Annotated in this window: 18 protein-coding genes and 1 other RNA gene; 13 read left to right on the top strand and 6 right to left on the bottom strand. The window is 54.4% G+C overall.

Going from position 1 to position 22873, the window contains the following annotated elements:
* Positions 1 to 76: 76 nt before the first annotated feature.
* A complete protein-coding gene (locus WKR14_RS01465) occupies positions 77 to 403 on the bottom strand; it encodes a YkvA family protein (protein ID WP_039035843.1) in 327 nt (108 codons plus the stop codon).
* A gap of 420 nt (positions 404 to 823) precedes the next feature.
* Here WKR14_RS01465 and speFL point away from each other — a divergent pair, with 420 nt between their 5' ends.
* From speFL to WKR14_RS01445, 5 genes are all read left to right on the top strand, one after another.
* Positions 824 to 943 (top strand): leader peptide SpeFL, encoded by a 120-nt coding sequence (speFL, locus tag WKR14_RS21325; protein WP_165564311.1) that lies wholly within the window; start codon positions 824 to 826, stop codon positions 941 to 943.
* Between the two features lie 269 nt (positions 944 to 1212).
* Positions 1213 to 3378: an ornithine decarboxylase SpeF gene (gene speF / locus WKR14_RS01460; protein ID WP_101056792.1), complete on the top strand. Its 2166-nt coding sequence runs from the start codon at positions 1213 to 1215 to the stop codon at positions 3376 to 3378.
* 58 nt (positions 3379 to 3436) lie between these two features.
* Positions 3437 to 4756: a putrescine-ornithine antiporter gene (potE, locus tag WKR14_RS01455; protein ID WP_101056793.1), complete on the top strand. Its 1320-nt coding sequence runs from the start codon at positions 3437 to 3439 to the stop codon at positions 4754 to 4756.
* A 76-nt stretch (positions 4757 to 4832) separates the two neighbouring features.
* The gene (locus WKR14_RS01450; RefSeq protein ID WP_234555950.1) at positions 4833 to 5987 is read left to right on the top strand and encodes a porin; all 1155 of its coding nucleotides are present in this window, start codon (positions 4833 to 4835) and stop codon (positions 5985 to 5987) included.
* A 269-nt stretch (positions 5988 to 6256) separates the two neighbouring features.
* Positions 6257 to 8950, top strand: a complete 2694-nt coding sequence (locus tag WKR14_RS01445) for a DEAD/DEAH box helicase (protein WP_339087246.1) — start codon at positions 6257 to 6259, stop codon at positions 8948 to 8950.
* Here the strand turns inward: WKR14_RS01445 and WKR14_RS01440 are convergent.
* On the bottom strand, positions 8947 to 10404 hold the full coding sequence (locus WKR14_RS01440; RefSeq protein WP_339087245.1) for an MFS transporter: 1458 nt from the start codon (positions 10402 to 10404) through the stop codon (positions 8947 to 8949). The two genes, WKR14_RS01445 and WKR14_RS01440, sit on opposite strands and share 4 nt — an antisense overlap.
* Positions 10405 to 10884: 480 nt before the next feature.
* Between WKR14_RS01440 and WKR14_RS01435 the strand changes: the two genes are divergently transcribed.
* Positions 10885 to 11496, top strand: coding sequence for a TetR/AcrR family transcriptional regulator (locus WKR14_RS01435; RefSeq protein WP_339087244.1), 612 nt, complete (start codon positions 10885 to 10887; stop codon positions 11494 to 11496).
* 58 nt (positions 11497 to 11554) lie between these two features.
* Here WKR14_RS01435 and WKR14_RS01430 read toward each other — a convergent pair whose 3' ends face one another.
* Both WKR14_RS01430 and WKR14_RS01425 read right to left on the bottom strand, forming a co-directional pair.
* A complete protein-coding gene (locus WKR14_RS01430) occupies positions 11555 to 13909 on the bottom strand; it encodes a YgiQ family radical SAM protein (RefSeq protein ID WP_339087242.1) in 2355 nt (784 codons plus the stop codon).
* A gap of 175 nt (positions 13910 to 14084) precedes the next feature.
* Positions 14085 to 14489 (bottom strand): MAPEG family protein, encoded by a 405-nt coding sequence (locus tag WKR14_RS01425; RefSeq protein WP_039035849.1) that lies wholly within the window; start codon positions 14487 to 14489, stop codon positions 14085 to 14087.
* Positions 14490 to 14704: 215 nt separating this feature from the next.
* Between WKR14_RS01425 and WKR14_RS01420 the strand changes: the two genes are divergently transcribed.
* The 3 genes from WKR14_RS01420 (at position 14705) to WKR14_RS01410 (ending at position 18027) form a co-directional block, all read left to right on the top strand.
* On the top strand, positions 14705 to 15925 hold the full coding sequence (locus WKR14_RS01420) for a threonine/serine ThrE exporter family protein (RefSeq protein WP_071237684.1): 1221 nt from the start codon (positions 14705 to 14707) through the stop codon (positions 15923 to 15925).
* A gap of 156 nt (positions 15926 to 16081) precedes the next feature.
* Positions 16082 to 17731: a ShlB/FhaC/HecB family hemolysin secretion/activation protein gene (locus WKR14_RS01415; RefSeq protein ID WP_339087241.1), complete on the top strand. Its 1650-nt coding sequence runs from the start codon at positions 16082 to 16084 to the stop codon at positions 17729 to 17731.
* A 68-nt stretch (positions 17732 to 17799) separates the two neighbouring features.
* Positions 17800 to 18027, top strand: coding sequence for a hypothetical protein (locus tag WKR14_RS01410; RefSeq protein ID WP_339087240.1), 228 nt, complete (start codon positions 17800 to 17802; stop codon positions 18025 to 18027).
* Between the two features lie 62 nt (positions 18028 to 18089).
* Here the strand turns inward: WKR14_RS01410 and rnpB are convergent.
* Positions 18090 to 18459, bottom strand: an RNA gene (rnpB, locus tag WKR14_RS01405) — RNase P RNA component class A.
* Between the two features lie 44 nt (positions 18460 to 18503).
* Positions 18504 to 19346 (bottom strand): 16S rRNA (cytidine(1402)-2'-O)-methyltransferase, encoded by an 843-nt coding sequence (gene rsmI, locus WKR14_RS01400; RefSeq protein WP_101095886.1) that lies wholly within the window; start codon positions 19344 to 19346, stop codon positions 18504 to 18506.
* 88 nt (positions 19347 to 19434) lie between these two features.
* Between rsmI and WKR14_RS01395 the strand changes: the two genes are divergently transcribed.
* From WKR14_RS01395 to WKR14_RS01380, 4 genes are all read left to right on the top strand, one after another.
* Entirely contained in the window at positions 19435 to 21264 is a 1830-nt protein-coding gene (locus WKR14_RS01395; protein WP_101057315.1) for a penicillin-binding protein activator, read from the top strand.
* An 8-nt stretch (positions 21265 to 21272) separates the two neighbouring features.
* Positions 21273 to 21599, top strand: coding sequence for a YraN family protein (locus WKR14_RS01390; RefSeq protein WP_101057317.1), 327 nt, complete (start codon positions 21273 to 21275; stop codon positions 21597 to 21599).
* A gap of 96 nt (positions 21600 to 21695) precedes the next feature.
* Positions 21696 to 22289, top strand: a complete 594-nt coding sequence (locus WKR14_RS01385) for a phosphoheptose isomerase (protein WP_039035996.1) — start codon at positions 21696 to 21698, stop codon at positions 22287 to 22289.
* On the top strand, positions 22286 to 22855 hold the full coding sequence (locus tag WKR14_RS01380) for a BON domain-containing protein (RefSeq protein WP_101057319.1): 570 nt from the start codon (positions 22286 to 22288) through the stop codon (positions 22853 to 22855). The genes WKR14_RS01385 and WKR14_RS01380 overlap by 4 nt, the downstream gene beginning before the upstream one ends.
* Positions 22856 to 22873: the final 18 nt, after the last annotated feature.

The raw sequence follows: 22873 nt of genomic DNA, 5'->3' as shown, positions 1-22873 counted from the left end.
AAGCCCCCTTTCCCAACGGCAACTGAGACAAACCCTTAAACAAGGTTTAGTATAAAACCGGCTTAAGAGTACTCGCTTAGTCAAACCAACGCTTCAGCGTCTGATCGGCTTCCTGTTTCACCTCGGCGTTCACATAAAGACTCACCATGGCAAGTGCCGCCGCCAAAGCACCGAGATCATCACTGAAACCCACTAACGGGGTCAGATCCGGAATGGCATCCAAAGGAGTAATAAAATAGGCCAAGGCACCAAATATCGCGGCTTTGGCCCATTTTGGGGTATCTGGCCTTTGGGCTGCATAGTATAACCAAAGCGCCTTCTGGACGACTTCCCGACCTGCCTGCTTGGCGTAATCCTTGAGCTTGGCCCAAAAACCACTGTCACTGTACTGCTCTTGTTCCATCTCACTCTCCACAACCAATAAAAAGGACAGTATTCAACCCTGACCTGGCTAACGTCAAGCATCACTCAAAAGAGTCATTATTGGAATAATCAACCCACTTATTTACCTTTGTGCAACAACCTTGGCTGGCCGAATATTAATTCGGTGAAATTAGATAAAAAGCCATGATTAATAGATCGTGCAACATAAATATTTAATCCAGATAATTACCATCCCATTAATTATCTACACCAAATATAACTATAAAGTGTAAATTTTTAATACAAGCTATTAAAAACAATAATTTTTTAAATCACTCAGATACACTTTTTAACAACTAATTAGAAGTATGACTTGGCTCATATTTTTATTTTTTGGCTAGATATAAACTCGCCATTAAGTTATCACCAGTGCTTTTCTCTAGACGTAACGGAGTTGTATATGAAGAGAAAGTCTAAAATCATGGCGCATATAAGGCGCACCCGACATATCATGATGCCGACCCATCGTGATTATTTTGACCACTCTTTCTTTTTCCCTGCAATAGCCCTCTCCAACTAATGGAGATAGGCTGCTCCGCGCATCCATCTCCTTAGTATCCCCAATACATACAATTAGTTGCTTTTACTCGGCCGGTAATATCCTGCACGCGTAACGGTAAGGCTTTCTTATACCTTTTCTCTGGCGAAGCATTCGTCATGGTATCTCTACGCCTTACATAAATATCGCTGCTTGAATATACCAGCCCAGGGCTGACTTTATCTAAATTTTAATATTGGAATTTATTTTCCGATACGAGCCCTGCTGACTTTTTTAAATAAGGTTATTTTATGAAATCATTAAAAATTGCAGCAAGTTTATCTGTTCGTTCTTGTTTTGATACTGAAAGAGAAGTTGTCAACGTATTAACTACCGATTTTTGCGATATTGGTGCCGTGGTTGTTTCAGTCACTGACGTTAATAACGGCATAGTCGACAAAATCAATAATACAGGCCTGAAGCTACCCATTTTCGTCGCCGTATGTTGTGAAGAAACCTTCCCGGATGATATCTGCTCTGCCATTACCGGCGTATTCGAGCTTTGCGCCAGCAGCAGTACCGCGTTTTACGGAAAACAGGTAGAAACTGCACTCAATAAATATGAGCAAGCGCTGCTGCCTCCTTTCTTCGGCACGCTGAAAAAGTATGTCGACATGGGTAACTCCACCTTTGCCTGCCCAGGACACCAAGGCGGCCAGTTCTTCCGCAAGCACCCGGTTGGTCGCCAGTTTTTTGATTTCTTTGGTGAAACAGTATTCCGCGCCGACATGTGTAACGCCGACGTCAGACTGGGCGACCTGCTGATCCACGAAGGCGCCCCCTGTGATGCCCAGAAGCATGCCGCCAAGGTATTCAATGCCGACAAGACTTACTTTGTCCTCAACGGTACTTCAGCCTCCAACAAGGTTGTGTGTAATGCGCTGCTGACCAAAGGCGATCTGGTACTGTTTGACCGCAATAACCATAAGTCAAACCACCACGGCGCGCTGATCCAGGCCGGTGCTACCCCGGTTTATCTGGAAACTGCCCGTAACCCCTTCGGCTTTATCGGCGGTATCGATGCCCATTGTTTCAGCGAAAACTATCTGCGCGAAGAAGTGCGCAAAGTTGACCCCAGCCGCGCCGATGCCAAGCGCCCCTTCCGTCTGGCGGTGATCCAGCTGGGTACCTACGACGGCACCATATATAACGCCCGTCAGGTCGTGGACAAGATAGGCCACCTGTGTGACTACATACTGTTTGACTCCGCCTGGGTGGGCTATGAGCAGTTTATCCCCATGATGAACGACTGCTCACCGCTGTTGCTGGAGCTGACTGAAGAAGATCCGGGGATCCTGGTGACCCAGTCGGTGCACAAACAGCAGGCCGGTTTCTCACAAACCTCGCAAATCCACAAGAAAGACAGCCATATCAAGGGCCAGGACAGATACTGCAACCATAAACGTTTCAACAACGCCTTTATGTTGCACGCCTCCACCAGCCCCTTCTATCCGCTGTTTGCCGCCCTGGATGTCAACGCCAAGATGCACGAAGGCGCCAGCGGCCGCTTCCTGTGGCGTGAAGCGGTGAAAGCCGGTATCGAAGCCCGTAAACTGCTGCTGAAAAAATGCAAATATATCAAGCCCTTCATTCCACCAATGATAGAAGGCACCCCATGGCAGGATCATGAGACCGAACAGATGGCCGATGACCTGCGCTTCTTCGAATTCGAACCCGGTCAGAAATGGCATGCCTTCGAGGGATACGAGAAAGGCCAATACTTCGTCGACCCTTGTAAGTTCCTGCTGACGACTCCGGGTATCGATGCCGAAACCGGCAAATACACCAACTTCGGTATTCCGGCGACGATTCTGGCCAACTTCCTGCGTGAAAATAACATCATTCCGGAGAAGTGTGACCTCAACTCGATTCTGTTCCTGATCACCCCGGCCGAAAACATGGCCAAGATGCAGCATCTGGTATCTCAGATTGCCCGCTTCGAGAAGCTGGTCGATGAAGATGCGCCGCTGTCTGAAGTGCTGCCCAATGTCTACAACGCCAACAAGGAACGCTATCAGGGTTACACCATACGTCAGCTGTGTCAGGAGATGCATGACCTCTATGTCAGTCATGATGTGAAACAGCTGCAAAAAGAGATGTTCCGTCAGGCCCACTTCCCCAAAGCCGTGATGAACCCACAGGAAGCCAACATAGAGTTTATCCGCGGCAATGTGGAGCTGGTGCCCCTGTCACAGGTGGAAGGTCGCATCGCGGCCGAAGGCGCCCTGCCTTACCCACCGGGAGTGCTCTGTGTGGTTCCCGGCGAGATCTGGGGCGGCGCGGTTCAACGTTACTTCCTCGCCCTGGAAGAAGGGATCAATCTGCTGCCGGGTTTCTCACCTGAACTGCAGGGTGTGTATCTGGAACAAACCCCTGAAGGCCGGCAACAGGCCATGGGCTATGTCCTGAAAGCTTAACCATAAGCGGCGGGGCATGGCGCCCCGCCACCTGGCAACATGACTTAGGTAAATAATTATGAGCAAAGCAAATAATAAAATTGGCGTGGTTCAGTTAACCATACTCACCATAGTGAACATGATGGGCTCAGGTATCATTATGCTGCCAACCCAGCTGGCTCAGGTGGGAACGATTTCAATTCTGTCCTGGTTGGTGACAGCAGCAGGTTCAACGGCATTGGCCTACGCCTTCGCCAAGTGCGGTATGTTCAGCAAAAAATCCGGTGGTATGGGCGGTTATGCCGAGTACGCCTTCGGTCGCAGTGGCAACTTTATGGCCAACTATACCTACGCGGTATCTCTGTTGATCGCCAACGTGGCCATCGCGATTTCCGCCGTGGGTTATGGTGCCGTGCTGTTCGGTGTCGAACTCAGCCCCATAGCCATCTGTCTGTCCACCATAGGCGTGCTCTGGTTGGCCACTGTGGCCAACTTCGGTGGTGCCCGCATCACAGGTCAGGTATCCAGTATCACAGTGTGGGGGATCATCATTCCGGTTATCGGGGTATCCATCATAGGTTGGTACTGGTTCGACTTAGACCTGTACAAGGCAGCATGGAACCCCCACGACATGCCATTCTTCAAGGCTCTGGGTGGCTCAATCGCCATGACACTGTGGGCCTTCCTGGGATTGGAATCTGCCTGTGCCAACTCTGAAGCAGTAGAGAACCCAGAGAAAAACGTGCCTATCGCGGTAATGGGCGGCACCATAGGTGCAGCGGTTATCTACATCATCTCTACCAACGTGATCGCCGGTATTGTGCCCAACGGTGAGCTGGCGCTGTCCAACGCACCTTTCGGGCTGGCCTTTGCGCAAATGTTCAACCCTACTATCGGTTCCATCGTCATGGCCTGCGCCATCATCTCTTGTACCGGTTCCCTGCTGGGTTGGCAGTTCACCATCGCCCAGGTGTTCAAGTCATCTGCCGATGAAGGTTTCTTCCCTAAAGCCTTCTCCAAGGTGACCAAGAAAGACGCCCCGGTTGTCGGCATGCTGATCATCGTTTCGGTACAAACCGTACTGTCACTGATGACCATCAGCCCATCGCTGAGCAAACAGTTTGAGGCGCTGGTTAACCTGGCCGTGGTCACCAACATCATCCCTTACATCCTTTCCATGGCGGCTCTGGGTGTGATGCAAAAGCAATTGAATATCCCTGTAAAACAAGCCCGAATTGCCAACTTTATGGCCGTAATTGGTGCCCTGTACAGCTTCTATGCTCTCTATAGCTCAGGGGAAACCGCCGTGATGCTGGGGTCTATCGCCACCTTCTTCGGTTGGACCCTGTTCGGCGTCATCTCCAACAAAAATGCCAAACAGCAATTAAAACACGCTTAAGGCGTACGGGCGTGCACACCCCGGCGTGCGCGCCACCCAAAAGTTAAATCAATAACAATATTGGATGAGGTGGACTATGAACAAGACAATACTGGCGCTGGCAATCCCTGCGCTGCTGCTCTGCGGCTCAGCCCAGGCAATCGAGCTGTACAAGGATGACAGCAATAGCTTTGGCATCAGCGGCTGGCTGGGTTTCGCCGCCTACAATGATGGCCACGAGACCTCGGTAATTGACGACACGTCAAGAATACGTTTGAGCTTCGAGCGTAAAGAGCGCAACGGCTGGACCGCCTATGCCGTCACCGAATGGGGCATCAATATGGTCACCAGTGATGACAATCTGGTGCTACAGGGCGGCAGACTCGCCGCAGAGAAAACCGATGATTTCCTTAACAACCGCCTGGGTTATGTCGGTCTGTCCCACGATACCTGGGGTAGCCTGACCTTCGGGAAGCAGTGGGGCGCCTATTATGATGTGGCCGGTACTACAGACTTACCCAATGTCGTGGCCGGTTATGCCGTCGGCGCTTACACCTTCGGTGATGGTGGCCTGACGGGAACCGGACGCGCCGATGCCGCATTCCAATACCGCAATGACTTTGGCCCGCTGCATCTGGCACTGCAATACGCCGCCAAGCAAGATGGTGAGGTCTCGGTACAGGACAGCAACGGCGAACCACTGGCCAACTCTGAACTGGACTTTGATTCCAGCTACGGTGCCAGCCTGACCTACAGCGTCACCGACAAGTTCAAGCTGCTGGCCGGCTTCAACCGTGGTGATATCGACGGCCACCTGGAAGGCACTGAACTCAAGGTGACCAACCAGATAATAGGCATAGGTGCCATGTATGGTGACTATTATCACTATGCGCCCAACCGTGAAGCCAGTGGTTTGTATGTGGGTTTCAACGCCCACAAGAGTGACAACAACGAACTGGTTGGCGGTGAACTGTACGACGCCACCGGCGCCGAGCTGATGCTAGCCTACCAATACGACAACGGCTTTGTGCCCATTGCCATGCTGAGCTACCTGGATCTGGATACAGATCAGCACAGTGCCATTCAAGGGAACTGGCGTCGCCAATTTGCCATGCTGGGTCTGCACTACAGATATAGCAAAGACACTGTGATGTTCTTTGAGGCCAAACTGGACTTCAGCGACATGGATGACCCGGCCGAAGATGCCGCCCAGGACAATAACTTCGCAGTGGGGATCAACTACTTCTTTTAACTGAACTTCTATAGCGGCACACTCCCGCTCCATTGCTGGCAACCTCCTTTTGCCAGGCACGCTCGGCCACCCTGTCCACTTCCTTCCAGGGTGGTCTTTTTTTACTTGAAACCGAAAAGTTTGGCGGGAGATATGCCCCCCAGGCTCCACTCAAAACGACCGGCATCAAGGCGCATTTCTGGAAAGCTTACGCCTAAACCGTTAGGATACTTGCCATCCCGCGGCTTCAGTGGACGCAGCCGCGCCAACGCAAAAAAGTAGTCAAGGTCATGCCCGCCAAACCATTACTCGCTTACTACCAGGATTGCTATAAGGAAGATTGTGTCGACCTTAATCTGTGGCACCTTGGCAAACTAAACCAGGAAGACAGGCTGTTTATTGAGGGCGAGGATTCGCTGCTTTCAGGCTTCCTGCCAAGACAGCCAATCGCCCATGAAGCCGGGGCGCAGCTCCTGCCCAGAATCGCCATGTACCAGCGCGAGCGCCAACTGCTTTACGTTTCCCATTTCGTGGTCGGCCAGCTAAAGGAAGAGGGGCAGACCCGCACTGTACTCAGCCCTCTGGTTTTTAAAGAAGCCCTGTTGGAAGAAGATGACGGCAGCTTCTATGTTTCCCTCAAAGAGGGGGCGCTGCAGATTAACGAACCCTTGCTGCGGCTGTTGCTGCCGGAAGACAGTATGGAAGCCGGCTTTGACGCCATCTTAGCTCCCGAGCGCCCCGACAGCTGGACCTCGCTGTTGAGCCAGAGCCACCAGAACATAGATACCCTGGGGCTGCTGGGATTCCCCAAACTGACAGGCTATGACAGCCTCGCCCGCCTGACCCGCAAGCGTAAGTTAACTCTGGTGCCGGCATCGGCACTGGTGTTTCTGAAACGCCCCAGCGCCAGTCGCGGCATTCTGCATGAGATCTCTGCCATGATGAATGCGGCCGAACTCTCGGCGCCGCTGCAGAATCTGATGGGAACACAACTGCCACCCAAGGCCGAAGCCAAGCGCCGCCTCAAAAGCCAGTACCTGCCCTGCCTCTTGTCCCGGGCACAGCAGCAAGTGCTGGAGATTGGCGCCGGCCACAGTCTTGGCTGCGTTGTCGGGCCGCCGGGAACCGGCAAGAGTTATACCATAGCCGCCGTCGCGACCGAACATATGGCCCGGGGCGAGTCTGTGCTGATCGTTGCCAACAACGAACATGCGCTCGATGTCATTAACGACAAGCTTGAGAGTCAGTTCGGGCTCAAGGACATCAGCCTGCGGGCGGGACAAAAGGCCTTCCTGAAACAGCTCAAGGATTATCTCAGCAATCTGCTGAACGGCTATCATTCACTTGAGCACACACCACCGCAGCAGTTGGAAAGCCAGCTCAATTTATTGAACCGGCAACTGGACAACTCAGAACGCCGGCTGCTGCAGTTTTTGCGCCGCGCCATTCGCCGCGGTCAAAGGCTGCACAAACTGGAACGCTCACAGCGGCGCTGGTTATTGCAGCTCTATCTTGCTCTGTTTGGCCACAGCATGGAAAACCTGAGCCAACATTGGGACACCCTGGATGAGTTGAACAATAGTCTGACAACCAAGGAGGCGCTGGCCGCCAAGTTGCTGCAAAATGTCAAAACCAGCCGGGTTGCCGACTTGCTGAACAACCACAGGCAACAGCTGCAAACTTTCAATCAAGCGATTCGTTCCCGCACCTCACAACGGCAGTTTGCCCTGTTCGATACCTTGGATTACCAGGTGTTGCAGCAAGCGTTTCCCATCTGGCTGGTGAGCCTCAACACCCTGCATAAGGTATTGCCGCTGCAGCGGGAACTATTCGATCTGGTTATCTTCGATGAAGCCAGCCAGAGCAATATCACCAGCGCCTTACCGGCACTGTTTCGGGCCAAACGGGCCCTGGTCGTCGGCGATGGCAAGCAGCTCAGGCATATCTCCTTCCTGTCCCGCAGCAAAGAGCAGGCGTTACAACAACTGCATGGCGTTTCCACAGCGCAACCCGGCATCTGCAGCTATCGCGATAAATCGATTTTGGATCTGGTGGCCGAGCAGATAGCCTCCCAGCAGCAGGTTGCCTTTCTCGATGAGCACTTTCGCAGCGCTCCCGAGCTTATCAATTTCAGCAACTCGCAGTTTTATCAGCAGCGACTGCGGATAATGCAGCACAGACCCTGTACCAGCAGCGGCCATCTGCATCTGCACTCAGTGATGGGCGAGCGCAATGAACAGGGAGTCAACCAGGCTGAAATCAGTGCACTGTGCAACCTGATAAGGCAGCAGATAGACAGCTGCGAACAAGCGGGCATGACCAAGTCGCTGGGAGTGTTATCGCCTTTTAGGGCTCAGGCCGATGCGCTGGCCGATACTTTGTTCAAACAGTTTTCCGCCACCGAACTGAAAAAGTATCGCCTGCGGGCCGACACCCCCTTTGGTTTTCAGGGGGAGGAGCGCGACATTATGTATCTCTCATTTGCCGTTGACCCACAGAGCAAGAGAGCCGCGGTATATCTCAACCGCGAAGATGTGTTCAATGTGGCTATTACCCGCGCCAGAGAGCAACAACACCTGTTTGTTTCAGTAGCGGCCCAAGAGCTGCCGAGTCATTCCCTGCTGCGCCGCTATCTGGAATCCAGCCGTCAATTCAATGCTCGGCACAGGCAAAATGATCACCTTGATAAGTTTCAGCGCCAGCTCTGTGACGCCTTGGCCGGACACAATATCGAAACCTGGCCGGGCTATGAGCTAGCCGGCACAGAGGTGGATATCCTCTGCCGCTGGCAGGGCGAGTATCTGGCGCTGGATCTCATCGGCTTTCCCGGCCCCTGGATGGACTTTTTTGAACTGGACACATACAAGATACTGCAGCGGGCCAAGGTGCCCACGTTGCCCATCAGCTATGGACTCTGGTTGAAGAATCCCAGTGCCTGTATCGAGCGCATTCGCAGTAAGCTGACTCGGGAACCCCAGAGTTAACAATCATCAGAAGCGGTTTTGGCGGCCGCAAGCGAACCCAAACGGGGATGACGCAGCAGCAGTAACCATAAGGTCATCCCCAAACAAAGCACGCCGGCCCAAAACATAGCGACCCCAAAGCCGGCGGCAACCGCCTGATGATTTATCGCTGCTATCCCACTCGAATCAAACTGTCCCCCACTTTCAGTCTCTTTGGCCGTGTAGATGGCCCGGCTCATCAGAGTGCCCAAGAGGGCGATCCCCAAGGTCATACCCGTCTGCCTCACGGCATTCATGGTGGCCGAAGCCATGCCCGAGCGCTGAGCCCCGACACTGGCCATCACCAGCTCACTGGTTGCCGGTACCGCCAGCCCCATTCCCAAACCAAGCAGGGCAAGATAGCCCGCCGTCAGAAAATAAGCCGTTTCCGCTTGCAGGTTTGACAGCAACATGAGCGCCAAAGCCATCAATCCATACCCCAGACTCATCAGTCGCCTGACTCCAAAGTTCGCCGCCAGGCGGCCAAACCCCATGGCCGCCACAGCCATGGCGATAAACTCGGGCGCCATCCGCCAACCGGCCTCGGCGGCATCCCAACGCTGCGCTTCCTGAAAAAACAGCGACATAAAAAACACGCTGCTGTAGGCAGAAAAGCCCAACACAAAGGAAGCCGAGTTATAGCAACCAAAGTCCCGCTGCCGAAACAACTTCAGCGGCAGCAGTGGCTGCGGCGCCTTAAGTTCAACCCGGATAAAGACCGCAAACAAAATGGCGGCCAACAGCAGCGGCACCAAGGTGTGATAACTCAACCAATCATGCTCACCCAAGCCGATAAGGCCATAGGTCAGTCCCCCAAGGAAAAGTATGCTGAGCAACTGCCCGGCAAAATCCAGTGCCGCCTGTTCCGGGTCGGCACACTCGTCCAGCCCCCAAGCCCCCAGCAGTAATGCGATTATGCCTATGGGGACATTGATCCAGAAAATGCTCTGCCAACCCACATGCTGCACCAGCAAACCGCCGACTATCGGCCCCAGTATCAGTGACAGGGCACTGACCGATGACCAGATGCCTATCGCGCGGGTGCGGGCGCCAACGTCAGAAAAGGCGTGGGTCAACAGGGACAGGGCTCCCGGGATAACGGCGGCACCGGCAATCCCTTGAATCACCCTTCCCAGAAGTAACAGCCACAGAGAGTCTGCCATGGCGCAGGCGATTGAACCCAGAGTGAACAGCACGACCCCGCAGAGCCACAACAACTTGCGGCCAAAACGGTCCCCCAGCGGCCCGGAAGAAAGAATTAAAGCCGATAAACACAGGGCATAGGCGTTCACCACCCATTGGGAATCCGCCATGCTGATTGCCAACTCCTGTTTCATTGTCGGCAAGGCGACATTGACTATGCTGATATCCAGAGTCGCCATAAAAGTGCCCAGACAGATGGCCGCAAGCAGAGCGACCTGACGCAGAGAAGACATGCTGTTCCTCCTTGAAGCTCAGTTATTATTGAGAATAATTCTCAATATAGATTTCGACCGACCGTCGGTCAATTACATTTACAATCACTGGATAGCCGGCATCTGGCCTTGGTTCAGCACTTTAGGTAGGATGAGTGCCGATTCTGACCTGAGGAAGGTGCGAACAAATCCCATGTGTGCTCTGCGTCGGCTTACTGGCTTGGATGCAAGGCGTGGTTCGCAGCAAATGGCCCTAGTCCTCTGCAAGAAGCACAACACCGCAGGCAGGCCTGTAAGCCACGCCCTTCGGGGCTTTCACAGCAACCGGCTCTCTACAAAAGAGAAGGCCACGAGGACTTATTCGCACCTTCCTTATGCACAGGGGCTTGATTCACTCGGCGAGTATGAAAGAATTTGGCGGCCAATCGGCCAAGAAAAACATTATCCTGGCCGACGCAGTTTCCTGGCAGATCAAACTTCTTATATTGAGTGGTATGGCTAATGACAAATAACAGCACCCCGGGGGCTCCACGCACTAAACCGGCAGAGGTTCGTCTCGATGAACTCATGGATGCGGCACAGAAGTTATTTATTGAGAAGGGGTTTGAAGCCACTACAGTCAACGACATAGTGCGCGAGGCCAAGGTCGCCAAGGGGACTTTTTACCACTACTTCAATGCCAAGCCGGAGATACTCTCGGCTCTGCGGCAACGCTTTAGCCGGCATTTTGTCGAGCAGGTGCAACTGGCAATGGATGCCTGCGATAGCGATGACTGGCCGACACGACTGGATGTTTGGTGTCGGGCCAGTGTCAACGCCTATCTGGCCGGTATAGAGCTGCACGACCTGCTCTTCCATGACAACTATTACCACGGTCACGGCAACAGCGAGCGGGATCGGGTGTTGGCGCAGATTATTGAGCTTTTGCTAAGCGGCAAGCGCCATGGCGCCTGGCAGTTGGAAAGGCCAGAGCTGAGCGCCATCATCCTCTATCACGGCATGCATGGCGCGGTAGACAACGCCATGCATAACGGCATCACGGACCGCCAAGCGACGGCGCAACAACTCGGCGAAGATCTGTCACTGGAATTCCGGCGTCTGCTGGGCTGTTAGCCTACGCAGCCCTTGTTTAGAACAAAGGCTTGCTAGCGCCCTCTATCGTCTTGGATTTTTACTTTGATTTCTTACTCTGGCCCTGGCTTTTACCCTGACTGTGGCTCTGGGTATGGCCAAAGACAGGCCTGGCACCGGGTCTGGCTTTGCCACTGCCGGGCTTGGAGCCTTTAGCTGCTGCCGGTTTGCCTGTTGTTGTTTGGTCGCCGCCCTTGCCTTTTCCAGCCTTGCTACCGCCTTTGGCCCCTTCGGTTGGCTTACCCTTGGCGGCTTTGCCGCTGCGCTCTGCAAACTGATTGTCGCTGAAACGGGTGAGTCCCTGGCGGCCCTTGTCGGCCCCCTTGCGGTTATGCTTACCGGCCCAGGCTTCGGCGCGGCCTTCCGGGGGCACCAGATGCTGTGGCCCGGTGCCGATAAGATACTGTTTCCCCATGGCGATAAGCGCCTCGCGGATCAGCGGCCAACCGGCGCTGTCGTGGTAACGCAGCAAGGCCTTGTGCAGTCGCCGCTGGCGCCCTTTCTTGGCCACCGGCACTTGTTCGCTGCTGTGTTTGACGTTTTTCAACGAGTTCAGCTCTGTGTGGTAGATGGTCGTGGCATTGGCCATAGGCGATGGGTAGAAGTTCTGCACCTGATCCAGCTTAAACTTACGCTCTTTGAGCCACAGCGCCAGGTTGAGCATGTCCTCGTCCGTGGTGCCCGGGTGAGCCGAAATGAAATAGGGGATCAGATACTGCTGCTTACCCGCTTCGGCCGAGTATTGGTCGAACAGCTCCTTGAACTTGTCGTAGGTGCCCATACCTGGCTTCATCATCTTGGACAAAGGCCCCTCTTCGGTATGTTCCGGTGCTATTTTGAGATAGCCACCCACATGGTGCTTGGCCAGCTCTTTAACGTAACGAGGATCTTCAATCGCCAGGTCATACCGCACGCCGGAGGCAATCAGTACCTTCTTGATCCCGGGAACATCCCGGGCGGCACGGTAAAGATCTATGGTGTGCTGATGATCTGTGTCCAAATGGCCGCAAATACTGGGAAAGACACAGGATAAGCGCCGACAGGTCTTTTCGGCCTTTTCGCTCTTGCAGCCGAGACGATACATGTTGGCCGTTGGGCCGCCGAGATCGGAAATTACCCCGGTAAAGCCAGGCACTTTCTGCTGTATATCTTTAATTTCTTTGATAATGGATTCTTTCGAGCGGCTCTGGATAATTCGCCCTTCATGCTCGGTTATCGAACAAAATGAGCAGCCACCGAAACAGCCTCGCATGATATTGATTGAGGTCTTGATCATGTCGTAGGCCGGGATCTTGGCCTTGCCGTAAACCGGGTGTGGCACCCTGGCGTAAGGCAAGTCGAATACCGCATCCATCTCATCTGTGTTGAGCGGCCAAGCCGGTGGGTTGACCCAAACACCACGGTCGCCGTGGGGCTGGAACAGGGCTCTGGCACAACCTGGGTTTTGCTCCTGATGCAAAATCCTCGATGCATGGGCGTACAGGTATCTGTCTTCACTCACCCGCTCGAAGGCCGGCAGCAACACATAGGTCTGCTCCCAGGGCCTTGGCTTGGGTGGCTGCACGCTGATGGGCTTGGGAGCGTCGTTGTCGAAGATCTTCTTGTCGGATGGCCCGGACAAATTCTGGCAGCCGACATCATCGGCGCCATAGGGATTGGGGATAGGGTCAATTTTATGCAACTGATCTATCTTGCGCGAGTCCATGCCGCGCCATTCTGGCAGAGGCTCTTTACGGATAACCGCTGTGCCGCGGATATTCTGCATCTGCGCCATGGTTTCACCCTTGGCGAGACGGTGCGCCACTTCCACCAGCGGCCGCTCGGCATTGCCGTAGATCAGGATGTCAGCCTTGGCATCAAAAATAACACTGCGGCGCACTTTGTCGGACCAATAGTCATAGTGAGCAATCCGCCGTAGGCTGGCCTCAATACCGCCTATGACCACGGGCACCTCTTTAAAGGCTTCCTTACAGCGCTGGGTATAAACAGTCACGGCGCGATCCGGGCGCTTGCCGCCTTCATTGCCTGCGGTATAGGCATCGTCGTGGCGCAGTTTACGATCGGCAGTATAACGGTTGATCATCGAATCCATATTGCCTGCAGTTACCCCGAAAAACAGATTCGGCTTACCCAGGCTCATAAAAGCCTCTTTGCTGGACCAATCCGGCTGCGAGATGATCCCCACTCTGAATCCCTGCGCTTCCAGCAAACGGCCTATCACCGCCATGCCAAAACTGGGGTGATCCACATAGGCATCACCTGTCACCAGGATCACATCACAGCTGTCCCATCCCAGTTGTTCCATCTCCTTGCGGGACATGGGCAAAAAGGGAGCCGTGCCGTAACACTCGGCCCAATACTTGGGATACTGAAATAAGCTGGATTCGACTTGCATTTGAGACTGACCATCAGAGGATTCGACACACGGCAGCCACGCTGCCTCAGGGCCGCGGAGTATAACAGGCTAACCGGGTTAAGTGTGACTGATTTTTCACCAACTGCCGACTATTTATCCCCCTTGCTTGTGCCTGCAAGCCAAGGCCCTACTTGGATTGTGGCTTCTCTCGGGTTCAGAGCAGCAAGCGCCCCACATACTGCCAGAGGTTAAACAGCGCCAGCACGAGTATGCTTATCCAGGTGAACAAGGTGCCGAGGAATCGGCCCGGGTGGTAACCGCCCTTACCTTGGGTCAGACCTATGGCATGCAGCAATCTGGCCACCAGCCAAATCGTCCCCAGTAGATGTAACCAAACGCCGGCCATGCCGTTGGCTTCGGCCAACACCAAAAGCAGCAAGGCTATCGGGGCATTTTCCAGCAGGTTACCGTGTACCCGGTTGGCCAGATACAGTGCATCGTTGCCGCCATCACCCAGGCCTATCTTGTAAGCACGGCGCAGCCCTACCACCCGGTAAGCCAAAACCAAGACCAAAAGTCCCGTCAGCGCGGCATAAAAACCCGATATAAACAATGACATAATTTCAAACTCTCCTTTTTAACCTTCTCTATTCAGCCCCTATTGGCCCCATAAAATCCAGGTGTGCGCATCAACCTTAACGCAACAAGCTTGCACTTAGGCTCACATAAAGGAAATAATTTTTAAAATGTCATTAACCGGATTCAGCCCCCTTGCTGTAGAATCCGCGCGGGCAAAAAACCGTCCGTCCAACCAAGGGCACAGTGGGAAACCGAGTGGATAATCAAGAATTCATTGAAAAGCGCCGTTTTATCATCAAGTTGGGTAAGGCTCTGCATAAGTTCGGCACTCCGGCTTATCGGCTCGAAACCCACTTGCAGACAGTGGCCAAGACGCTCGGCATCGAAGGCTATTTTCTGATCTCCCCCACTTCGATGACCTTTGTGCTGCAACACGACACAGATCAGGAATACAACCATGTTGCCAGGGTCAAACCCGGCGAGCTGGATCTGGGGTCGCTGGCCCGCACCGACGCTTTAGTGCAGGAGCTGAGCCTGGGGCAACGCAGCCTGAGTGAAGCGCTGGAACGGCTGGATGAGATAGCCAACAAGCCCAATCCCTATGGCCCTGTGTTAACCCTGGGTGCCTTTGGCACCTCGGCCGCCGCCTTTGCCATGCTGATGGGCAGCAGCTGGAATGATGTATTCTGGTCGGCCTTGATAGGCATGCTGGTCTATGGTTTGGTATTCAGCGCCGAACGCTCGCGGCGAATGGCCGAACTGCTGGAGCCTTTAGCCGCCATGCTGGCCGGTTTCGCCGCCTGTGGCCTGGCGCAACTGGATGCCGGGCTGAATATCCCTGTGGTGGTGCTGTCGGGGATCATCGTCTTTATTCCCGGCCTGGCACTGACCCTGGGCCTAGCCGAACTGGCGGCAAGGGATCTTATGTCAGGCACCATGAGGATCATGGATGCGGTAATGCTGCTGTTCAAGCTCTACTTCGGTGCCGTACTCGGCGTGGCAATAGGCAATGCCCTGTTCGGAGAATCCCTCTATATCGAACCCATGCCACTGCCTCGCTGGGCCATCTGGTCGGCGGTGCCCATCCTCTCCATGGCGCTGGTATTTATCTTCAAGGCCAGGCTCAAAGATGCCCCCTGGGGCGTACTGGCGGGTATTGTGGCCTTCTTCTCCGCCATGTTCGGCGGCCTCTATCTGGGGGATTCTCTGGGGATCTTCTTCGGCGCCCTGGCCGTGGGTATTTACGCCAACCTGTTTGCCCGCTGGATGAAGGCACCGGCCTCCATTGCCCTGCTGCAGGGGATAGTCATCCTGGTGCCTGGCTCCAAGACCTATATCGGTCTCAATGTGCTGATCTCGGGTGAAACCATGTTGAACCAGTCGCATCTGGGGTCGCAGATCTTTCTGATATTCATGTCACTGATCGCCGGGCTTATCTTCTCCAACGTGGTGGTGCCGCCGAGAAACACCCTCTAAACGCTGCTGCCGTGGGCATTCGCGCCGGGGAAAGATAGTTTATTACAAGCTAAATCATTACTTTATTTCGACAGCCTTCTTGACTAACCGCCTATTCGGTTGTGTTATTGAAGTGTGAATATCAGCCCGATATTCACTACCGAGAGGAGGCAGTCTATGGCAACAAGCCACAGTGTCTTGCTTCTGGCAACCCTGTTTGCCAGCCTCTCCGTTTTGGCCGAAACCGGCACCGCAGGCGATGGCACCACCTCGTCTTCCCAAGGCCAAAATCCACTCCCTGAGCGGTTCAGGGTTGGCAAAATTGTGGTGGTCAGCAACCCGATTTTCGACGAGTCAGCCAAGAATGCCATCTTCCTGCACAATTGGGCCAACACCTTGCATATCAATACCCGGGAGTCGGTGATCCTCAATCGCCTCAGTATTCAGGAAGGGCAGGAAGTGACCCCAAGGCAGTTGGAAGAAGCGCAGCGAATTCTCAGGCGTGAGCCCTATCTCAGAGACGCCAAGGTCTCTGTGGTCAAGGCCGACCCCAGCGCCGATCAACAGCCTGATGGCGAAACCCTGCTGGTAGAAACCTGGGATCAATGGTCGCTGCTGCCCACCATCAGCCTGGGACGCAGCGGCGGCAACAACAGCTTCTCCGTAGGGCTGAAAGACGACAATATTCTGGGTCTGGGGATCCGCACCCGTTTGAAGTACCAATCCGACGAGGACAGAACCGGCTACAAGGTGGCATTCGAAATGCCGCTGAACATAATCAAAAACGCCACTGTAGCAGCCAACTTCTATGACAACAGCGATGGTCAGGCCAAACAGCTGTATTTCGACAAGCCTTTCTATACCCTGGACGACACCCGAGCCTACGGCGCCGAGTATCTGGATGAAGACAGAATCGACACCATTCGCCAAAACGGCCTCGACATCAACGAATTCAATGAAGAGCTCCGCTATCGTAACCTCTACTGGGGCTTTATGTTCGCCAAAGAAAACCAGAGCCGGCAAAGATTACGCCTTGGAGTTACCCAGGATAAGCACAGCTTTTACGCCCTGCCTCAATACCCGCAGCAGCCCTTGCCTCAGGACAGAGACTTTCTCTACCCCTGGGTAGAATGGGAGTACTTGCAGGATGACTTTCGGGTACTGACCAATATTCACCTGGTCAACTATAACGAAGACTTCAACCTCGGCTGGCATCACAGAGTTAAATTGGGGCTGGAAACCAAAGACAGTGATAGCCTGGGTTATCACCTCAACTGGCGCAGCAGTCGCGGCTATTTTGAGGGTAAGGAGCTGCTGTTGCTGGCATTTGGCGGTGAAGCCACCCTGGCCACCCGGCAACGGGACTTTTATCAAGTGAATGTTGCCGCCGAGTATTTCTATAAGTTCACCCCCAAGTGGACCGCCTATTCCAAGGCGCGGCTGTCCAACTCCAACAACAACTATATCGACCGTCCCTTTGCCCTGGGGGATGAAACCGGCATTCGCGGTTATCCCAACGACTACCAGCACGGTGACAATCAATGGCTGCTGACCGGCGAAATCCGCTATTACCCCAATATCAACCTCTACCAACTGGCAGAGTTGGGCTGGGCCGCCTTTATCGATGTCGGTCAGGCCTTTGGTGGTGCCATGGCCAATGACAACGAAGTCTCAGGCCCCATAGGCTCTGTCGGTATAGGTGCCAGAATCTACTCTTCCCGCTCCAGTTATGGTCATGTCGCCCACATAGATTTCAGCGTGCCCTTTACCCGGGGCGATGAAGTGGACGGCTGGGAATGGCGCTTTCAAGTGAAGCAGAGTTTCTAGGCTGACTTTGCCACCCCAGCGGCAAACTCTGCACTAAACTTGGAGGGTCACAGCAACCTGGAGCTGACATGAAAAAACTCCTTTCCTCTGTGCTGCTCGGCCTGTCGTGCCTGATATCGGCACAGGCAAGCACGTTGAAAATCGCCTTTTTTGATTTTGCGCCATACAGCTTTCAGGAAGAAGGAGAGCTCAAGGGCGTCATGGTAGAGATGACTCGCCTGGCCTGCCAGCGCTGGGAGGAAGGCTGCCAACTCAAGCTGTGGCCCAATGGCAACCTGAGCAAGCCCAAGCCATGAACACTCCACTCGAGTAGAAAAGCAAAAGGCCGCCCGTGATAACACGGGCGGCCTCGTTTTATTTGGTGAGTTGGCCTATAAGCCGGGTCCTGTTCTCCCGAAGGAGCGGCAGTCATTCCTCTAGGCCTGCAATCGCTCACAGGCTCAAGCAATCTACCCGGTTCCAACGCGAGCCACGCATTAATTCCGAAGAATAGTGGAACCCTATTTGATCTTGCTCCGGGTGGAGTTTACCGTGCCGCGAACTGTTACCAGCCGCGCGGTGCGCTCTTACCGCACCCTTTCACCCTTACCGGCCCGAAGGCAGGCGGTCTACTCTCTGTTGCACTGGTCGTCGGCTCACGCCGCCCAGACGTTATCTGGCACCCTGCTCTATGGAGCCCGGACTTTCCTCCCCGTTCTTGCGAACGCAGCGACTGCCCGGCCAACTCGGCGCGGATTATAGCCCATAGCGAGCCTCACACCAAGGCATTTCCTTACCAGCCCAGCTCCAGCCCTTTTTTATAGAGAGCGTTTTTCTTCAACCCATGGATCTGTGCCGCAATGGCGGCCGCCTTCTTCAGCGGTAATTCATCACAGAGTAGTTTGAGGGTATCCAGCGCCGCGGCGGGCGTTTCGTCGGCTTCTTCACTGACAAAACCGTGCAGCATAAGCACGATTTCACCGCGCTGCTGGTTGGCATCGGCTTCTACCTGCGCCAGCACTTCGGCCGTGGTGCCGCAGAGGAAGGTTTCAAAGGTCTTGGTCAGTTCCCGCGCCATCACCATCTGCCTATCCGGCCCCAGGACCGCCACCAGCGACTTGAGGCTGGGCAGAATTCTGTGCGGTGACTCATAGAAAATCAGGGTGCGCGGGTCTTCCCTAAGCGCCAGCAGTTTATCCTGGCGCCCTTTGTCTTTGGCCGGCAAAAAGCCTTCAAACGAGAAGCGATCCGAGGGCAAGCCAGATGCCGACAACGCGGCAATGGCAGCGCAGGGGCCGGGCAGCGGGATCACCGGATAACCGGCGGCGCGCACATGGGATACCAGGTGATAGCCGGGATCGGAAATCAGCGGCGTACCGGCATCGCTGATCAGCGCAATGGCTTCACCTTCGCCGAGGCGTTCGACAATCCACTGCGCCCGGGCACGTTCATTGTGGTCATGCAGCGCTGTCGTGCGGGTGTCTATGCCGAAGTGACTCAGCAATTTACCGCTGTGGCGTGTGTCTTCACAGGCGATCAAAGCCACCCGATTCAGTACTTCCAGAGCCCTGGGGCTCAAGTCCCCCAGGTTGCCTATGGGAGTGGGAACTATATACAGCGCGACCGACAGGTCCATAACTACCTCGGAGATGAAAGTGCCGAGACTTTCGTCAGGCACAATAGAAGGTTAAACTAGAGCCAGCATCTTACCAGAGTGAAGCCCTGTGTTAAAAAGCCTGAATAGAGTTAAATACATTTCTGCTGCGATTCTGCTTGCCAGCCTGTGGGGCTGTGGCAGCACACCATCGGCAGACAAAGAACAGCTGGCCGTCGTTTCTCTGGTCAGCGCCCCGCAAGCCCCGGCCGAGTATTTGGCATTTGCCGCCAAGGCGCCCAACAAGGAAAACCGCGAGCGTTATCTGCTGTTGGCCGCCAATGCTTACCTCAAGCAAGGGGATACAGATGCCGCTGCAGATATTCTGCGTTCAATGCAGGCCGGGCTGAGCCCGGTGGATGAAATCCAGGCCGAGCACCGCTTTCTCAGCGCCCGCCTGCAAGAGCTGACCGGCAAGAGTGCCGAAGCGCTGAACACCTTGAATTATCCCGGTAATTGGCAACTACCCGATTGGCAATGGGCCAGTTATCACCAGGCCCGTGCCCGGCTGTTTGCTGCCAACCAGCAACCCGTGGAGCAAGTGCGTGAGCTGAGTCAGCTCAGTCAGTATCTGCCGGTAAAGGCAACCGGCGAGGTTAACGACCAGATCTGGCAATTGCTCAAGCCACTGCAGGAAGAAACCCTGCAGAGCTTTGCCGCTCAAGAGAGCGATGCCGTATTTACTGGTTGGCTACAGCTGGCTTATCTGGCCAAGCACTACGCGGTGGATCCCTCAAGCCTGATCCGCCAGTTGAGTGATTGGCAGAAACGTAATCCTTATCATCCCGCCGCGGTGCAGTTGCCTTCGGATCTGCAACTGGCGCTCAGCGCCAAGCCTTACAGACCGAGCAATATCGCCGTGCTGCTGCCACTTTCGGGCCCAAGAGCCGGGGTCGCCAATACAGTGCGTCAGGGCATACTGGCCAGTTATCTGAGTGAACCGGACAGCAATGTCAGCCTTAACTTCTTCGACACGGCCCAAGGTGCCGATAAGGCCTATCAGCAAGCGCTGCAGAGCGGCGCCGAATTTGTGATTGGCCCACTGCTGCAAAACGAAGTGGAACAGGTGATGGCGGCCCAGCAAGCTGCCGGGGCAAACACGCCGCCACAACTGTTTCTCAACCAAATAGATAAGCTGGCGCCGCAACAGAATAAGTACTACTTTGCCCTGTCTCCCACTCAGGAAGCGAGCGATGCTGCCAGACGCATGTATCAGGATGGCATACAAGTGCCACTGCTGCTTGCCAGCAATGATGCAGTGGGGCAACGTATGGCCCAGAGCTTTAAACAAACCTGGATGGAACTGACCGACAGTGATGCCGAAGTCCACTTCTATGACAACGGCGACAAGATGCGCGAAACCGTGGAAAGCGCCCTCGGCGTAACGGACAGCAAGGCGCGGATCCAGGCCATCAAGGCACTGCTCGGCAGCAAGGTTAAGGCCGACTTCCGCTCCCGTACCGATATCGATGCCATCTATATGATCTCCGGCATTCAGGACTTGCCGCTGCTTAAACCCTTTATCGATGTCAATTTCAGTGTCTTTGCCGAGCAGGTGCCACTGTATACCAGCAGCCGCGCCCGTCAGGAAGACAATGCCAAGCAAACCGCGATTGAACTGAACAATATCACCATCAGTGATATCCCCTGGTTACTGCAGCCCAGTGAAGAAACCGAGGTGGTCAATAAGTTGTGGCCCACCTGGGGCAACGCCCAAAAACGCCTGTATGTGATGGGCTATGATGCCCTGCAGCTGGTCAATCGTCTGGCTCAGATGCATGCCTTCCCCGGATATCAGTACAATGGCCGCAGCGGCCAGTTGACGGTGAGCCCGGATGGGGTGATTGATCGTCAACTCAGTTGGGCCAAATACCAACGTGGCGTTTTACGGCCACTGTAAGCCGGCATATGGATCTGGGACAGGAAGGCGAGCGTCTGGCCCGCCGTTATCTGGAACAACAGGGCCTGACCTTTGTCGAACAGAATGTGCGCTACAGTTTCGGCGAACTGGACTTGGTGATGAAACAGGGCAGCCAATGGGTGTTTGTTGAGGTAAAATACCGCTCACCCAGCCGATTCGGTGGCGCTTTGCAGTCATTGAGCCAGGCTCAGATAGCCAGGCTTCGCAAGGCCGCCAGTCAGTATCTGCAGCAACACAGGATCAATGCTCCCTGTCGCTTCGATCTACTGGCCATTGATGGCGGCAAGGTGAAATGGCTGCAAGACGCTTTTTAGTAAACGCTTAACCCGAAACAAATTTACACTTTTATGCCTGAAAAAAGCCACCGGCCTATGGCATGATAGCAACACTTGATAGTGAAGGACTTATCCATGTTAGAACGTATCAAAGACAGCTTCACCGAGTCGATTCAGACCAAGATTGACGCCGCAGAGGCGCTGCCTGAGTCCATCTCCAAGGCCGCAGAAATGATGGTGCAATGTCTGTTGGGTGGCAATAAGATCCTTGCCTGCGGTAATGGCGGCAGTGCCGGTGATGCCCAACACTTTTCCGCCGAGCTGCTGAACCGCTACGAAGTGGAGCGTCCACCGCTGCCGGCCATAGCTCTGACAACAGACACCTCAACTCTGACGGCCATCGCCAACGATTACAGCTATGACGAAGTGTTTTCCAAGCAGATCCTGGCACTGGGCCAACCCGGTGACATACTGCTGGCCATTTCCACCAGCGGCAATTCAGGCAACGTTATCAAGGCGATGGAAGCTGCACTGAGCCGGGATATGACCATAGTGGCGCTCACGGGTAAAGATGGCGGAGCCATGGCCGGATTGCTGAGCACCAATGATGTGGAGATCCGCGTTCCTTCCAATGTCACTGCGCGTATTCAGGAAGTGCACCTGCTGGTTATCCACTGCCTGTGTGACAACATTGACCGTACCCTGTTCCCGCAGGACGAGCATCAATGAGACGTCTGCTGCCCCTGTGTCTACTGCTTACCAGTTTGACCGGCTGTGCCGGAGCCGTAATGGTGGGTGCAGTCGGCGGCGCCATGGTGGTCAACGATGAGCGCTCGCTCAAAACCCAGTTGGATGATACCAATGCCGATTTTAGTATCTCCAGCGTACTGGGCGCGGAGGAGGATCTGAAGAATCAGACCAATATCACCGGCGTCAGTATGAACGGCAATGTACTGATGATAGGTCAGGCGCCCAACTCCATGCTTAGAGACAAGGCGATTCGGCTGGTCAAAGAGCTGCAACTGGGTGGCAAGATCCACAACCAGATCCGTATTGGTAACCCGACATCCTTTACCACCCGCAGCAACGACACCTGGATCACCACCAAGGTCAAGGGACGGATGCTCAACGACAAGAATCTGGATGTCACCAAGATCAAGGTGATCACTGAGAACGGTGAAGTCTTTCTGCTGGGTTTGGTCGAGCGCGAGCAAGCCGATCTGGCAGTGGAAATTGCCCGCAATACCGCGGGGGTACGTAAGGTGATCAAGGTGTTCGACTACGTCACCCCTTAACAGCCAAATCCCTCGTCT

This window comes from Shewanella chilikensis (assembly GCF_037953065.1).
Classification (GTDB): Bacteria; Pseudomonadota; Gammaproteobacteria; order Enterobacterales; family Shewanellaceae; genus Shewanella; species Shewanella chilikensis.
This window is presented reverse-complemented; position numbering and strand designations above follow the sequence as displayed.

Bases quoted from the DNA above. Each gene is read 5' to 3' on its own strand.
- WKR14_RS01450 (WP_234555950.1), top strand. From the start codon at position 4,833: ATGAACAAGACAATACTGGCGCTGGCAATCCCTGCGCTGCTGCTCTGC.
- WKR14_RS01445 (WP_339087246.1), top strand. From the start codon at position 6,257: ATGCCCGCCAAACCATTACTCGCTTACTACCAGGATTGCTATAAGGAA.
- WKR14_RS01390 (WP_101057317.1), top strand. From the start codon at position 21,273: ATGGATCTGGGACAGGAAGGCGAGCGTCTGGCCCGCCGTTATCTGGAA.
- potE (WP_101056793.1), top strand. From the start codon at position 3,437: ATGAGCAAAGCAAATAATAAAATTGGCGTGGTTCAGTTAACCATACTC.
- WKR14_RS01385 (WP_039035996.1), top strand. From the start codon at position 21,696: ATGTTAGAACGTATCAAAGACAGCTTCACCGAGTCGATTCAGACCAAG.
- rsmI (WP_101095886.1), bottom strand. From the start codon at position 19,346: ATGGACCTGTCGGTCGCGCTGTATATAGTTCCCACTCCCATAGGCAAC.
- WKR14_RS01435 (WP_339087244.1), top strand. From the start codon at position 10,885: ATGACAAATAACAGCACCCCGGGGGCTCCACGCACTAAACCGGCAGAG.
- WKR14_RS01425 (WP_039035849.1), bottom strand. From the start codon at position 14,489: ATGTCATTGTTTATATCGGGTTTTTATGCCGCGCTGACGGGACTTTTG.
- WKR14_RS01410 (WP_339087240.1), top strand. From the start codon at position 17,800: ATGAAAAAACTCCTTTCCTCTGTGCTGCTCGGCCTGTCGTGCCTGATA.
- speFL (WP_165564311.1), top strand. From the start codon at position 824: ATGAAGAGAAAGTCTAAAATCATGGCGCATATAAGGCGCACCCGACAT.
- WKR14_RS01465 (WP_039035843.1), bottom strand. From the start codon at position 403: ATGGAACAAGAGCAGTACAGTGACAGTGGTTTTTGGGCCAAGCTCAAG.
- WKR14_RS01430 (WP_339087242.1), bottom strand. From the start codon at position 13,909: ATGCAAGTCGAATCCAGCTTATTTCAGTATCCCAAGTATTGGGCCGAG.
- speF (WP_101056792.1), top strand. From the start codon at position 1,213: ATGAAATCATTAAAAATTGCAGCAAGTTTATCTGTTCGTTCTTGTTTT.
- WKR14_RS01380 (WP_101057319.1), top strand. From the start codon at position 22,286: ATGAGACGTCTGCTGCCCCTGTGTCTACTGCTTACCAGTTTGACCGGC.
- WKR14_RS01440 (WP_339087245.1), bottom strand. From the start codon at position 10,404: ATGTCTTCTCTGCGTCAGGTCGCTCTGCTTGCGGCCATCTGTCTGGGC.
- WKR14_RS01415 (WP_339087241.1), top strand. From the start codon at position 16,082: ATGGCAACAAGCCACAGTGTCTTGCTTCTGGCAACCCTGTTTGCCAGC.